The following is an 11,828-nucleotide window of genomic DNA, read 5'->3' on the forward strand; positions in this document are numbered from 1 at the left end:
GCGGTCAGCGTCCGGCGCGCGTGACGTTGAGGCCGATGACGTTGGGCAGCGTTGGCGGGGTGGCACCGAGGAGGGCGCGGAGGTTTCCTTCGCGCTCGACGGCGCTTGTGACGGCGGTGACGCGGGTGTTGGCCTTGCCTCGCTGTGCGCGGGTTCCTGGTGCCGGGGCGGAGGGCGCGACCGCGTAGTTGCGGGAGGCTGAGTTGGCCGAGGCCGTGTTGCCGGTTGCGGGCGTTACTGCCGTAGCCGGCGGGGTGCCTGGTGCGGCGTTAAGTGTGCCGCCCGGTGTGGTAGAGGGGAGGCCGCCACCGTTCACCCCGCTAAAGCGCGGCGCGGTCGGCGAGGCGGCCGTGGCGTGCGGCGCTAAGCCCTTTGCCCCGAGAGCCCGCGATGCACCGGCGGGGCCGCGGCCGTGAGCCCCCGGGGGGATGGCGCCGGCTTGGGTGGGGGAGCTGTTGAATCCAGCGGGCGGGGTTGCCAGGGGCAGCGCCGGGGCGGTCGCGTGCGGGGTAGAGCCAGCGCTGGCGCCGGTGGCGAGGGGCGTCGTGGTGGTGGGTGCGTGCGGCGTGAGCGTCGGCGGCATTGACGGGGTGTTGAGCGCTGCCGCTTGGGTGGGGGTTGCCCCCTCTGCGAGAGCGTGGAGGGTGTCGGGGGTGGGGTTGGGCAGGTGGGCGAGCGTTTCGTGCGGGGTGCTGGCGCGGGCGAGGTCGCCGTAGCCGTGCTGCGCGAACGCGCTGGCAATCCGGGTGGGCAGTGGCGCGGGCGTGAAGGCTGGGGTGTGGGGGAGGGTCGGTGCGGGGGCGCCGTGAAGCGCGCCGGGCATGTCGGACAGCGGGGGCAGGAGTTGGTTGAACGTGGGGTTGGTGGGCACGAGGCCGGTGGTGAGGGCGCCGGCGAAGGGGGCGAGATAGCTTTGCTCGAAAAGCAGCTTGGCCTCGGGATCGGGGATGGACATCCAGATGCCGTGGGCGACGGCCGTGTTGATCTGTTGAGCCTGGGCGAGGGCGGCCAGGTTGCCGGTGTGCGTAGCAAGCGCCGCGGCGTGAGCGGAGTACGTGGCACCGGCCCACTGGATGCGGTTGACGCGGTCGATTGCCGCGGTAACCCAGCTCGTGGGGGCGGAGGCGGCGAGGTTCGCTTTGGCGTGCTCTAAGGCGGCAACGGCGCTGGTCAGCGTGGAGGCGGTGGTGGTCCATTGGGCTGCGGCGGCCGTGGCGTGTGCAGGCGAGGTGGCCGTGAGCATGTGGTGGAGCGCGGCGAGGGAGAACTGCGGCCCGGCGATGGGGGCAGCGTTGGCGAAGCGGCCCGTGGTGGCGTTGGCGAGCGCTGGGGCCGCGGTGGGTGCGCTGAGCGCTGTCGCCGCGCTGCGGACAGGAAGGGAGTCAAAGGCGGCGAGCTGGCTGAAGAGGGAGGATAGATCGAGGTCCGCGCGCACCGTGTTGGCGAGGTTGGATTCCAAAAGCGCGGCTGCGTCGAGGATGTGCGAGGCGAGGGCCTTGGTGGAAAGCGGCTGGTAGTGGCCGGAGATCGTGCCGTGGGTGCGGCCGGCCATGTCGAGGCCCGACACGGGGGAGAAGGCGGAGAGGTTGGTGGTGTCTGTCATGGCACCCGGGATCTTTAGCGATGCTGCGGACTCCCGAAGCCCCTGGATAGCCCGTTCCACCTGCGGCACGAGGACTCGGATAGCAGAGTTCATTTTTCCCCCTTAGATGATGTCTGGTGTCAGAGAGTAGGTGCCCGGAGGAGCCGGTGCGCGGCAAACGCGCGCACTATGGTGTGCCCCCGCCGTGGAACCGGCCTAGCGGTAGAAGGCCTCGAGGATGCGACGAGCTTCGATGCAGTTGGCTTCCTGCGGGCTGCTGTCCGTAAGATCACCCGCGTATGCCGCGAAGGTACCGCGTGTGGTTTCCACGACAAAGAAGCATGTCGAGGCACCGCTGTTCGACCCCACTGCGACAGCACCGGGGATGATGGAGGATTCTATGCCGGCGATCCGCGGGGTCTTTCGCTCGATGAGGTAAAGGTTCGCCGCATTGGCCATGAGCCCGATGCCGACGTAGGGGTCTTCCGTGAGGATGCCGCATCCGGTAAGACCGGCATCGAACCATGCGGCCTGGCCGTTCGGATCCTTCGTAAACCCTGCCGCCGCGAATTCGGCGTCGCTGATTTCGGCACACGGGTCGAAGAGGTTGTCGCCAATGGTGTAGGGATCGAACTCCCCGAGAGGCAGGTCGCCGCTGTCGAAGTGAAATGCGGCTGGCGCGGGCGCCGGTTCGGCGACGGGTGAGATCGGCTCGTTGGGAGCCGGGGCTGAGCAGCCCGCCAGTCCTGTGGCGAGCGCGACAGCGTAGGTGCACATGCGTAGCGTTTTCATTATTTCCCCCGAGTGCTGCGCGTTAGTTTTTCACGATTGTTGCGGCGTTGCGGCCGCTGCGCAACTGGACGCGATGTTTTCCTCGTCTGTTCGCCCCCTCTGGCGGCACCGATTGTGGGTAAATTCCATGGTTTTTGCACCCGCGTGTTGGATCCCCCGTCCGGTTAATCCAGTCAGTCAATCTCTGCTAGACACTCGCTCTTCCTGGGCTATTAGGACCGAGACCTACGCAGGTGTCACTCGATTCGATCGTCCTCTTCCTTGCGGACAGATCTCACAAGTTTGCCCAAAAATTGCATGATTGGAGGCGTCAAGAAGGCGCCAGCCAGCCACTCAGAACCTCCGCCGAAGTAAACGGATAGTGCGGCTACGATAGAGGCGATGAACATTCCGAAACTCAGGTATTGGCCGCGTTTCAGAGCATCCACGTCGCCTCTTGCAAGCCATTCCTTTTCGTGGTTTGACGCCGCTACGCTCTGCTCCGCCATTCGCATAGCCCGGTCAGCGAAGGATCGGTCGACCCGCTTGTAGTCCTCTAACGTCTCCGGTGACGGAGCAGGGGCGCTCCACACGTATGAACCGACTCGACGAGTGATTTCGTCGACAAGTTCGGCATCGATTACTTCATCGTGAGCGCTTTCTGCATGCTTTGGTCTATCGCGTTGAAGGTCTTTTCCCAGCCGCGGTAGATAGTCACCCGCGGGTCGTTCTTTGCCATGCGGGCCTTCGTCCTGAGGCGGCGTGGGTTGGTCTCCATCAAGTCCACTCCACGGCGGCGTGCTCGAACGGCTGCGTTCCTCGTGGTGAGAGTCATGGTCCATGCACCTTCTTCCTTCCGGTAGTGAGACCGAATGACTAGTTCACTTTGTCATTCAACCACAATCGAATCGCCCTTAGGGCACCGTCACTGGAGTCGCTTCAGCTTGTCAAGAATCACGACATAATTGACGCTGAACTGCTGGTGTGGGCTGAGGATTAGGACCGTGTGGCTACACCGCGATCAGGCAGATATTCAAACCCGACAGCACCGGCTGGGTGAGCGCCTTTTGCCCAATGCCGGTCTCTCGGTCCCACAACAACTGCTCAGGTACGACCTGAAACGATGTCGACAACAATGCCCACATCCCTGCAACAAGATCTGCGGTCGTGCGTGTCGGCAGCACACGCGCGGCCATGAACCTCGAATACGACGCCACCATCACCAGCACCGGAAACGCCACTTTCTGCCCGGTCCCGTCGGGAATCCCGCCAGCGGGGTGGAGTGGGCGGGGTTTTTAGGACCGGGTGATTTGAGTGTCTGCCTGATCGATCCAAACGGATCAGGAAGAATTGGTGGGCGATGAAGAAGTTCACGAAGCACACCGGTGAGCAGATCGTTGTTCGTTGTGAGAAGGCTGATCGGCTCACAAAGCAGGGCAAGACTAACGCTGAGATCTGCCGTGAGATTGGCGTATCTGAGGCGACGTTGTCTCGTTGGCGCCGCGACTACGGTGCCATGACCCGCAGCGAAGCACGGGAGCTTAAGCGTCTGCGCGAAGAAAACAGCAAGCTCACAACCCTTCTCGGCCAGTCCGAGTTGGAAAAGGCTGCTCTCAAGGAGCTGGCCGAGGGAAAATTCTAAGCCCGAAGCGACGCCACGACGCGGTGGATTACCTCATCGGCAAGGGGTATTCACAGCGTCTTTCATGCGCCGTAGTCGGGCTGTCACGCTCGTCCTATTGCCGGATGCGCGCCCAACGCGAAGCGGCAATGCTTGATCCCTCGGTTGTTAAACACGACGACCTCCGTCGGTGGGTTAATGACTTCGCCGATTCCCATCGCAGGTGGGGCTACAGGCGTGCCTATGTCGCGGCTCTCGACGCCGGCTACGACATCGGCCGGGATGCGTTTCGCCGCCTATGGAGAAAAGAACAACTGTTGGTGACTCCACGCACATTACGTAAACGGGTCTGTGCCACAACGCCGATTGCGCGTGTGAGCCCAGCCGACCACCCGGGGCATGTGTGGGCGTTGGACTTCCAATTCGACTCTGACTACCAGGGGCGGCGCTTTAAGATCTGCAATGTCATCGACGAGTTCACACGCCAGCATGTGACTTTCAAAGTGGACAGGTCCATTGATGCGGCATCCGTGGTGGAGCTATTGGATCTTGCCGTGCTTGACCGCGGGGCGCCGAAAGTGCTCAGGATGGATAATGGTCCTGAATTTATTGCTGCTAAACTGCAGGATTGGGCCGAAGAGCACAAGTGTGTGCAGGCATTCATTCCTCCTGGGCAGCCGTGGCATAACGGGTTTGTGGAATCGTTTCACAACCGGATGCGCGACGAGGTCTTGGAAGACAATCTGTTCGATGACGTCGAGCAGGCCCGGCAGATCATCGGGTTCTGGTCGAAGCGGTATAATGACACCCATCCTCATTCATCGCTGGGCTACATGAGCCCGAATCGATTCGCGGTGCAATGGAGGAAAGAAAACACAACCGCAGCCACTTAAGCCACACGGTCCTAATCCTCAGCCCACACCAGTCATTTGATGGTAGATTTAAAGTGTCGTTCAAATACTTGATTGACAGCTGTTCGAATGGCCTACTAGACCTTGCCCCCAGTCTCACTCAAATACAAGGAGACTCGCATGAAACGCACACTCAAGGGAGCACTTGCATCCATCGTGATTGCTGGACTAGTCCTTGCAACTCCCCAAGCTATTGCCCAAGAAAATCAGTCCGAACCATCCATCCCTTATAGTTTCGAACGAATTCTAACATGGGATGAAGAGGGGAACCCCACTTCGGGGGTTGTCACTTTTGATGTGGACACCACAATCGTGAAACCTCGGGCCACGGAGAATGTCGGCGGTGGCACCTGGACCTATGGGAGCAGTTACACATCTGACGGTTCCAAGGTTTGCACGTCTAAATACATGCACAAGACAAAGAGCCACACCGCCACGGCCACTATGGGTACCAAAACTAGCACCGGGTCTGCTAGGCCCGGGAGCTGGGCTTCCGCTAGTGTGACAGGCGGGATCTCTGCGGGTGTCTGCAACGCCTACTGGTCCACCCAATAGGTTCTTTCGTTAGGCCCCATGAACAAATTCATTCTTCCAACAGCCTGCCTAGCCATCGCCGTGGGTTATGCATTTTCCCATGCAGCATCAACAGCTATGCTCGAAGGGCAGGCGAACGGGCTACTTTTCTCACGCAATCTAGTGGGGCAAATCATGGGATCGGCGTCTTTATGGATAAGCTGCGCATTTCTGGCGGGAAAATCCAGATCGGGCAGAACACTACTCTCATCGTTCGTCGGAGTATTTACAATCGTTTTTATGTTGGCAGTCCACTATGCGACGGGCGCGTTTCTCGGATTTTTTTCATCTAGTATTTTTTCTGATAACCAGATTTGGTTCCTCGCTTCATTGCCTGCAGGTATGATATTTGGCTTATTGGGCTCTTTATCGAACAGAATCCCTTTGCTTAGCTTAAGTCTTGCATTGTGTTTCTTAGCTGAACCTTTCGTAGTTGGATATATACCTGGGTTGAAATCTCTTCCCTGGACAACTGTTCTTGCCGGCCAGATTGCCGGAACTCTCTTGATATGTGTAGGCATTCTTATTGTTTATATAGCCTGCAAGAAAGCCGTAAAGGTTGGTAGAAATGGGTAACATACTTATATACGGGGTTAGTTCCGAGCAATCTTGGGACGTAGCGGAACAACTGGCTGCAACCTTTTCTGTAATAGTTACAGATGATGAAATTCAGTACGATTTCCCAAGGGATATTACAGTCGTGCAAGAGGATGAAGATTTACCTGAATTATCCCCCCTAAGAGGGTTTATCGTGTTTTTCGACGTCAGCGATGAACCAGGCTCGGTAGCGCGAAAAATTTATATCGATGAATACTTTGAAAAACTTCAGCATCTGACTAATCAGGCACTCTCTGCTGTACCTTCCGGTGGGGCCATTGTTTTTGCAGCTCTCAATTCCTATGGACCACCAAATACTAAGGCAGCGGAAAGGTTTTTCGGGGTTCTTAAGAACCTTGACAAATCGGATGTGAGCAAGCACTTTTTGGGAACACATAAGGCGATGCAGGCGCCTGGAATTGAGATCTGCTCCCCTGAGGAACTTAGTGGTTCTGTTCGGGCTCGCGTGGCATTTTCCTGAGTGAATGTCATTCGACACACTTTAAGACAGGCAGCGGGATCGCTTCAGTAGCGGAGGGCGCTGCCGTGAAGGGTGGAGTACTACGTCACGACAGTCACCGTAAATAAGCCCCGAGATTGGAGTGGGCGGGGTTTTTAGGACCGGGTGATTTGAGTGTCTGCCTGATCGATCCAAACGGATCAGGAAGAATTGGTGGGCGATGAAGAAGTTCACGAAGCACACCCCTGAGCAGATCGTTGTTCGTTGTGAGAAGGCTGATCGGCTCACAAAGCAGGGCAAGACTACCTCCGAGATCTGCCGTGAGATTGGCGTATCTGAGGCGACGTTGTCTCGTTGGCGCCGCGACTACGGTGCCATGACCCGCAGCGAAGCACGGGAGCTTAAGCGTCTGCGCGAAGAAAACAGCAAGCTCAAAACCCTTCTCGGCCAGTCCGAGTTGGAAAAGGCTGCTCTCAAGGAGCTGGCCGAGGGAAAATTCTAAGCCCGAAGCGACGCCACGACGCGGTGGATTACCTCATCGGCAAGGGGTATTCACAGCGTCTTTCTGTCAAGCCCCGAGTTTTGTAGAGGGTCCTATTGTTGTCGATTAGGCCGCTTGGGTGTTCGCGGCGGTGTATTCTGTTGCGCGGTCGTATCTAGTAACACCGTGGTGAGTATCGAGTAACGCATTGGTGAGTATCCAGTAACAGTTCGGGGGAGGATTCTGGTGACCGCGTGACTTCAGGGCACGCGGCGTTACCAGAGGAGTCTGATTGTGACTGACTACCGGGCGGTAATGGATCAAGTGTTGAAAGGCTGGTCTGTCCGCCAAATCTGTTCGAGTTCGCGGTGCTCGCACACCACCGTGCAAAAGGCTCGCGATTCGCTGGTGGAACACAACATCACAACCCGTGAGCAACTTCGTGGGGTTGCGGATCATGAGCTGGCGGACTGGTTCGTCGACGGGCGCAGCCATGCTCAGGGGGATTTCGTCCCGATCGATTTCGACGCTGTCGCCAAAGCGCGCACCGGGCGCAACAAGGTGACCCTGCAGGTGCTGTGGGGCCGCTACACCGCACAGCCTGGGGGCACAGGCCAGCGGTACTACAGCTACGAGCGGTTTCGTCAACTTGTTGCGACCGGCTATTTGGTAGCAGCGTCGTGACTTTCCGGTAGCGCTTCAGTGAGTATCCGGTAGCAGCTCACAGCGCTCAAGGTGATACTTCCAGTACGAGCCGCACCACTCGGGTGCGGCTCGTACTGGAAGGAGTCCGCTTATGACGGATTACCGTGCGGTGATGACGCTGCTGATTCGGCAGCGTTCTTACCGCCAGATTGAACACCAGCTCGGATGCTCGCACCGCGCGGTTTCACGAGCGAACCAAATCCTCAGTTGGTAAAACCTACCTCGCCCAAGCGCTCATCACCGCAGCATGCCGCAACGACTACTCCGCACGGTTCTACCGCACCGACATGCTCGCCGCCGAACTGGCAGTCCTCCGCCCCGATAACCCCACACGGCTGAAGTTCATCCAGCAACTCCACGACGTCGATGTCCTAGTCCTGGATGACTTTCTCACCGCACCTGTTGATGCCGCGACCGCGCACCAGCTACTCAATATCCTCGCCGGGCGGGAACGCAAAGTCTCAACCGTTGTGACCTCACAGTTCACCCCACACGAGTGGTACAAGTCCATCCCCGACGCCGTGATCTCCGAGTCAATCCTCAACCGACTCGTCTCCGGCGCCGAAATCATCACACTCGAAGGACCAAACATGCGCCTGACCACCAACGCATAACAACCGGCAACGCCTGAGTGAGATACCGCTACCGGGTACTCACTCAGGCGCTACCAGATGCTCACCACACCGCTACCATTTCGGTCTTCTGAACAGTCAACTTGTGGCTCAACACGTTGATGCAGCCGGGCTGAGCGCCAGGATCACCCATGCCCCGGGCCATACGATGCAGGTGGACTGGGCAGGCACGAAGATGCGGTTGTTTGACCCCACCGGCGGACAAGGCTCGAAGGTCAGCATCTTTGTCGCCTCGCTGCCGTATTCGGGCATGGTGTTCGCCTGCGCGTGCGCGGATGAGCGCCAGGACGCGTGGCTTGCAGCCCATATCCGCGCGTTCGAGTACTTCGGCGGGGTTGCCGAGGTCATCGTGCCGGATAATGCCTCGACGGCTTCGAATGCGATTAGTGTCGCGGACAGGAATCGCCGGGTCAACTCCACCTACGAGGAGTTTTTGGAGCACTACAACACCGCCGCGTTGCCGGCTCGGGCGAAACGTCCCAAGGATAAGGCCAGCGTTGAAGCTGCAGTCAAGATTGTCACCCAGAACGTTATCCACGCACTTGATGGTCATCAGTGCGCCGGAATAGACGAGCTCAACGCCAAAATTATCGTCCTGGTCGATGGGATCAACGCTGCCGAACCGTTTCGCGGCAATGCGACGAGCAGGCGCGCATTGTTTGATCAGTTCGAATGCGACGTGCTCACCGCGCTGCCTGAAACACCGTGGCAGCGTACCGAATGGAAACGCGCCAAAGTCGCGCCCAATTTCCACATCAGAGTGCACAACGTGCATTACTCGGTGCCGCACCAGCTGGTGGGCCGCACCGTGGATGTGCGTATCACCGGTGACAGTCTCGCCGTCTTCGACGCCGGGCAGCGTGTGGCCACCCACCAACTCGCACGTGCCCGCGGGGTGTATGTCACCGACACCGACCACATCCCGGCGAACATGGGTGAGACCCGTGGGTTGTGGACAAGCGAGTACTTCCTGCGCGAAGCCGCCAAAATCGGGCCGGCCACCCGCCAGGTGATTGCCGAGCTCATCGAAGCCAAAGCGATCCCTGCCCAGGCGTACCAAGCGTGCCGCAACGTGCTCAACATGGGCAAACACACCAACAAACCAATCCTCGAAGAAGCCTGCAGGCGGTTGGTGTCCACCGACGGCGCCAGGCGTGCTGTGTCGTATACCGCGGTGAAAAACATGATGGCCGCCGTGCGCAAAGACACCTCCACACGGCCTACAGGCACTGACCTTTCAACCGATCTGCCAACAAGCAGACCCACCCAAGACGTACCTGCGCCGACAGCGCGTGACACACGCGGCGCCTACCTCGGTGGTGCTGCCCAGTTCAGCCTCGACAACCTCACCAAGAAGGGATCTGCATAACCCATGCCCCACCCACAACCAGCATCAGCATCTGCCCGCTTCCTCGACGAATCAGTCCTGCCGGTCTTTACCGACCTGCGCATGACCGCCTTCGGACAAAGCGTCATCGACATCGCCGCCGATCCCGCATTCGACGACTGGAGCTTCTCCGACAAAGTGCTCTACGCACTCGACAAAGAGGTAGCGGCCAAGCGTGAGAGGCGAGTCAACAAACTGCTCAAAGCATCCCGATCGCCAAATCCCGATGCTTGTATCGAAGACATCACCTACACGCCCGGCCGCACCATCAACAAAGAGCAAATCACCCGACTCGCTCACTGCCGATGGTGCCAAAGCGCACAAAACATTGTCATCCTGGGCAAATCCTCCGTCGGCAAGACCTACCTCGCCCAAGCACTGCTCACCGCGGCGTGCCGAAACGACTACTCCGCACGCTTCTTCCGCACCGACACACTCTCCAACCACCTCGCCGTGCTCAAACACGACGACCCAGCCCGCATCACATTCCTCGAAGACCTCCACCACACAGACATGTTAGTCCTCGACGACTTCCTGACCACCCCAATCGATGCCGCTACCGCACACCAACTGCTCAACATCCTCGCAGAGCGCGAACCCCGCGGATCCACCATCGTGACATCCCAGTTCACACCCGACGAGTGGTACAAATCCATCCCGGATGCCGTCATCGCCGAATCCATCCTCAACCGACTCGTCGCCGGCGCCGAAATCATCACACTCGAAGGTACCAACATGCGACTGGCCTAATAACCCCACCAAAACCCCAAAACGCCCGGGTGTTACTCGATACTCACCCGGGCGTTACTCAATACTCACCACACCGTTACTAAACACGTGGTCCTAACAGTATTCCTGATGGACCTGGCTCGGTGGGCGGTACCCCAGCGCCGAGTGCAAGCGGCGGTTGTTGTACCAGCCGACCAATGTCGACGTCGCGACGAGAACATCTCGCAGCCCCGGCCAGGTCCTACGGTCGATGAGTTCAGCTTTGAACACTGAGTTCAGCGCTTCTGCCATCGCGTTGTCTCAGGAGTCTCCCCGCGAGCCAACCGAAGCGATAACCTGCGACTGGGCCAAGGTCTCTCCGTAGACGACCGACCTGTACTGCACGCCCCTATCTAAAGTGATGGATCAGCCCGGAGACATCTTCACCGGCGCGCAGGCGCGCTGACAAGGCCATGTCAAGTGCGTCTTTAGCCAGTGACGTGCGCATGTGGTTGGTGATCTGCCAGCCAACAATCTCCCGGGTATACGCGTCGAGGACGAACGAGGCGTACACCCACCCGACACGCGTGGGGATGTATGTGATATCCGCGACCCACAGCCGGTTCGGCGCATCGACACAAAAGTCGCGCTCGACCAAGTCGACTGGGCAGTTATCGGGGGCAGCGCTGCGGGTGGAAGGCTTTTTCTTCCTGCGCCGGATACCACGGATGCCTTCGAGTGCCATGAGGCGCTCGACGGTGCACCGGGCGACGTGACCGAAGTCGCCTCGGCGATTGACCTCGGCCCATAGTTTGCGCGCTCCATAGCAGGAGTAGTTGTCGTCATAGATGGCACGCAAAGTGTTGCGTAGTTGTCGGTCGCGGATAGATCGAGATGATTCAGGCCGGGATTTGTAGGCGTAGTAGGTGCTCAGGGCGATTTTCGCGTCGGTTGCTGAAAGGGCGCGAATAATCGGCTCGACCCCGAATTCCTCCCGGTTGTCATCGATGAACCGGACGATTACGTGTGTGGGCGGTCGAGCTCCGCCGCGAAAAAAGCCGACGCTCTTTTCACAATCTCGTTAGCGCGCTTCGCTTCAATCAGTTCAGCTCGCAGTCTGCGGTTTTCTGCTGCAAGATCCATAGATTCAGCCGGGGTTGCCGCGCCGGATTGTTTATGAGCGCGGACCCAGCCGCGCAGAGTTTCCTTGCTCATTCCGAGCTCGACAGCGATGCGGGATATCGCACCACGAGACGTGTCAGGGTCAGCTTGCGCGTGCAGCACCAGTTCGATGGCACGCTGCCTCAACTCAGGCGTGTACTTCGAGGGCATGTGTAGGGCTCCTTTTCCAAATTCCTACCCTCTATTAAACCCGGGGCGAACCATTCATGCGCCGTAGT

At 59.0% G+C, this 11,828-nt stretch carries 17 protein-coding genes and 1 other annotated feature; of the genes, 10 read left to right on the plus strand and 7 right to left on the minus strand.

Features of this window, described 5'->3' with window-relative positions; all coding sequences use genetic code 11:
- Positions 1-4: 4 nt before the first annotated feature.
- From CAURIS_RS04460 to CAURIS_RS04475, 4 genes are all read right to left on the minus strand, one after another.
- Positions 5-1,696 carry a hypothetical protein gene (locus CAURIS_RS04460; RefSeq protein WP_290343017.1) on the minus strand — a complete coding sequence of 564 codons (1,692 nt, stop codon included), beginning with the start codon at positions 1,694-1,696 and terminating at the stop codon, positions 5-7.
- A 102-nt stretch (positions 1,697-1,798) separates the two neighbouring features.
- Positions 1,799-2,359 carry a DUF3558 family protein gene (locus tag CAURIS_RS04465; RefSeq protein ID WP_290343018.1) on the minus strand — a complete coding sequence of 187 codons (561 nt, stop codon included), beginning with the start codon at positions 2,357-2,359 and terminating at the stop codon, positions 1,799-1,801.
- A gap of 634 nt (positions 2,360-2,993) precedes the next feature.
- Complete coding sequence (locus CAURIS_RS04470; protein ID WP_290343019.1) at positions 2,994-3,188, minus strand: hypothetical protein; 195 nt, start codon at positions 3,186-3,188, stop codon at positions 2,994-2,996.
- Between the two features lie 175 nt (positions 3,189-3,363).
- A complete protein-coding gene (locus CAURIS_RS04475; protein ID WP_435384026.1) occupies positions 3,364-3,594 on the minus strand; it encodes a hypothetical protein in 231 nt (76 codons plus the stop codon).
- Positions 3,595-3,713: 119 nt separating this feature from the next.
- Between CAURIS_RS04475 and CAURIS_RS04480 the strand changes: the two genes are divergently transcribed.
- From CAURIS_RS04480 to CAURIS_RS04520, 10 genes are all read left to right on the plus strand, one after another.
- Entirely contained in the window at positions 3,714-3,995 is a 282-nt protein-coding gene (locus tag CAURIS_RS04480; RefSeq protein ID WP_290343020.1) for a transposase, read from the plus strand.
- 23 nt (positions 3,996-4,018) lie between these two features.
- Positions 4,019-4,867 (plus strand): IS3 family transposase, encoded by an 849-nt coding sequence (locus CAURIS_RS04485; RefSeq protein WP_290343021.1) that lies wholly within the window; start codon positions 4,019-4,021, stop codon positions 4,865-4,867.
- Between the two features lie 138 nt (positions 4,868-5,005).
- Positions 5,006-5,440, plus strand: a complete 435-nt coding sequence (locus CAURIS_RS11595; RefSeq protein ID WP_353959250.1) for a lactococcin 972 family bacteriocin — start codon at positions 5,006-5,008, stop codon at positions 5,438-5,440.
- 18 nt (positions 5,441-5,458) lie between these two features.
- The gene (locus CAURIS_RS04490) at positions 5,459-6,034 is read left to right on the plus strand and encodes a hypothetical protein (RefSeq protein WP_290343022.1); all 576 of its coding nucleotides are present in this window, start codon (positions 5,459-5,461) and stop codon (positions 6,032-6,034) included.
- The gene (locus CAURIS_RS04495) at positions 6,027-6,536 is read left to right on the plus strand and encodes a hypothetical protein (protein ID WP_290343023.1); all 510 of its coding nucleotides are present in this window, start codon (positions 6,027-6,029) and stop codon (positions 6,534-6,536) included. Before CAURIS_RS04490 ends, CAURIS_RS04495 begins: the two co-directional genes overlap by 8 nt.
- A 199-nt stretch (positions 6,537-6,735) precedes the next feature.
- Entirely contained in the window at positions 6,736-7,017 is a 282-nt protein-coding gene (locus tag CAURIS_RS04500; RefSeq protein ID WP_290343024.1) for a transposase, read from the plus strand.
- Between the two features lie 273 nt (positions 7,018-7,290).
- Positions 7,291-7,680, plus strand: a complete 390-nt coding sequence (locus tag CAURIS_RS04505; RefSeq protein WP_290343025.1) for a hypothetical protein — start codon at positions 7,291-7,293, stop codon at positions 7,678-7,680.
- Between the two features lie 170 nt (positions 7,681-7,850).
- The gene (locus CAURIS_RS04510) at positions 7,851-8,315 is read left to right on the plus strand and encodes an ATP-binding protein (protein WP_290340939.1); all 465 of its coding nucleotides are present in this window, start codon (positions 7,851-7,853) and stop codon (positions 8,313-8,315) included.
- A gap of 103 nt (positions 8,316-8,418) precedes the next feature.
- Positions 8,419-9,702: an IS21 family transposase gene (istA, locus tag CAURIS_RS04515; protein ID WP_290343026.1), complete on the plus strand. Its 1,284-nt coding sequence runs from the start codon at positions 8,419-8,421 to the stop codon at positions 9,700-9,702.
- Positions 9,703-9,705: 3 nt separating this feature from the next.
- Positions 9,706-10,470: an ATP-binding protein gene (locus tag CAURIS_RS04520; protein ID WP_290343027.1), complete on the plus strand. Its 765-nt coding sequence runs from the start codon at positions 9,706-9,708 to the stop codon at positions 10,468-10,470.
- 93 nt (positions 10,471-10,563) lie between these two features.
- Here the strand turns inward: CAURIS_RS04520 and CAURIS_RS11600 are convergent, their stop codons facing one another.
- From CAURIS_RS11600 to CAURIS_RS04530, 3 genes are all read right to left on the minus strand, one after another.
- Positions 10,564-10,740, minus strand: a complete 177-nt coding sequence (locus CAURIS_RS11600) for an integrase core domain-containing protein (protein ID WP_353959251.1) — start codon at positions 10,738-10,740, stop codon at positions 10,564-10,566.
- Between the two features lie 97 nt (positions 10,741-10,837).
- Complete coding sequence (locus tag CAURIS_RS04525) at positions 10,838-11,449, minus strand: IS3 family transposase (protein ID WP_353959260.1); 612 nt, start codon at positions 11,447-11,449, stop codon at positions 10,838-10,840.
- Positions 11,360-11,488, minus strand: a sequence feature (AL1L pseudoknot). Its footprint overlaps the gene before it by 90 nt.
- Positions 11,449-11,760, minus strand: a complete 312-nt coding sequence (locus CAURIS_RS04530) for a transposase (protein WP_290343028.1) — start codon at positions 11,758-11,760, stop codon at positions 11,449-11,451. It overlaps the preceding feature by 40 nt. The genes CAURIS_RS04525 and CAURIS_RS04530 overlap by 1 nt, the downstream gene beginning before the upstream one ends.
- Positions 11,761-11,828: the final 68 nt, after the last annotated feature.

The sequence above is a fragment of the Corynebacterium auris genome (assembly GCF_030408575.1).
Lineage (GTDB): Bacteria > Actinomycetota > Actinomycetes > Mycobacteriales > Mycobacteriaceae > Corynebacterium > Corynebacterium auris.

What these genes read in the sequence shown, in the direction of transcription:
- CAURIS_RS04460 (WP_290343017.1), bottom strand. Translation starts at nt 1,696, where the DNA reads ATGAACTCTGCTATCCGAGTCCTCGTGCCGCAGGTGGAACGGGCTATC.
- CAURIS_RS04465 (WP_290343018.1), bottom strand. Translation starts at nt 2,359, where the DNA reads ATGTGCACCTACGCTGTCGCGCTCGCCACAGGACTGGCGGGCTGCTCA.
- CAURIS_RS04470 (WP_290343019.1), bottom strand. Translation starts at nt 3,188, where the DNA reads ATGACTCTCACCACGAGGAACGCAGCCGTTCGAGCACGCCGCCGTGGA.
- CAURIS_RS04480 (WP_290343020.1), top strand. Translation starts at nt 3,714, where the DNA reads ATGAAGAAGTTCACGAAGCACACCGGTGAGCAGATCGTTGTTCGTTGT.
- CAURIS_RS11595 (WP_353959250.1), top strand. Translation starts at nt 5,006, where the DNA reads ATGAAACGCACACTCAAGGGAGCACTTGCATCCATCGTGATTGCTGGA.
- CAURIS_RS04490 (WP_290343022.1), top strand. Translation starts at nt 5,459, where the DNA reads ATGAACAAATTCATTCTTCCAACAGCCTGCCTAGCCATCGCCGTGGGT.
- CAURIS_RS04495 (WP_290343023.1), top strand. Translation starts at nt 6,027, where the DNA reads ATGGGTAACATACTTATATACGGGGTTAGTTCCGAGCAATCTTGGGAC.
- CAURIS_RS04500 (WP_290343024.1), top strand. Translation starts at nt 6,736, where the DNA reads ATGAAGAAGTTCACGAAGCACACCCCTGAGCAGATCGTTGTTCGTTGT.
- CAURIS_RS04520 (WP_290343027.1), top strand. Translation starts at nt 9,706, where the DNA reads ATGCCCCACCCACAACCAGCATCAGCATCTGCCCGCTTCCTCGACGAA.
- CAURIS_RS11600 (WP_353959251.1), bottom strand. Translation starts at nt 10,740, where the DNA reads ATGGCAGAAGCGCTGAACTCAGTGTTCAAAGCTGAACTCATCGACCGT.
- CAURIS_RS04530 (WP_290343028.1), bottom strand. Translation starts at nt 11,760, where the DNA reads ATGCCCTCGAAGTACACGCCTGAGTTGAGGCAGCGTGCCATCGAACTG.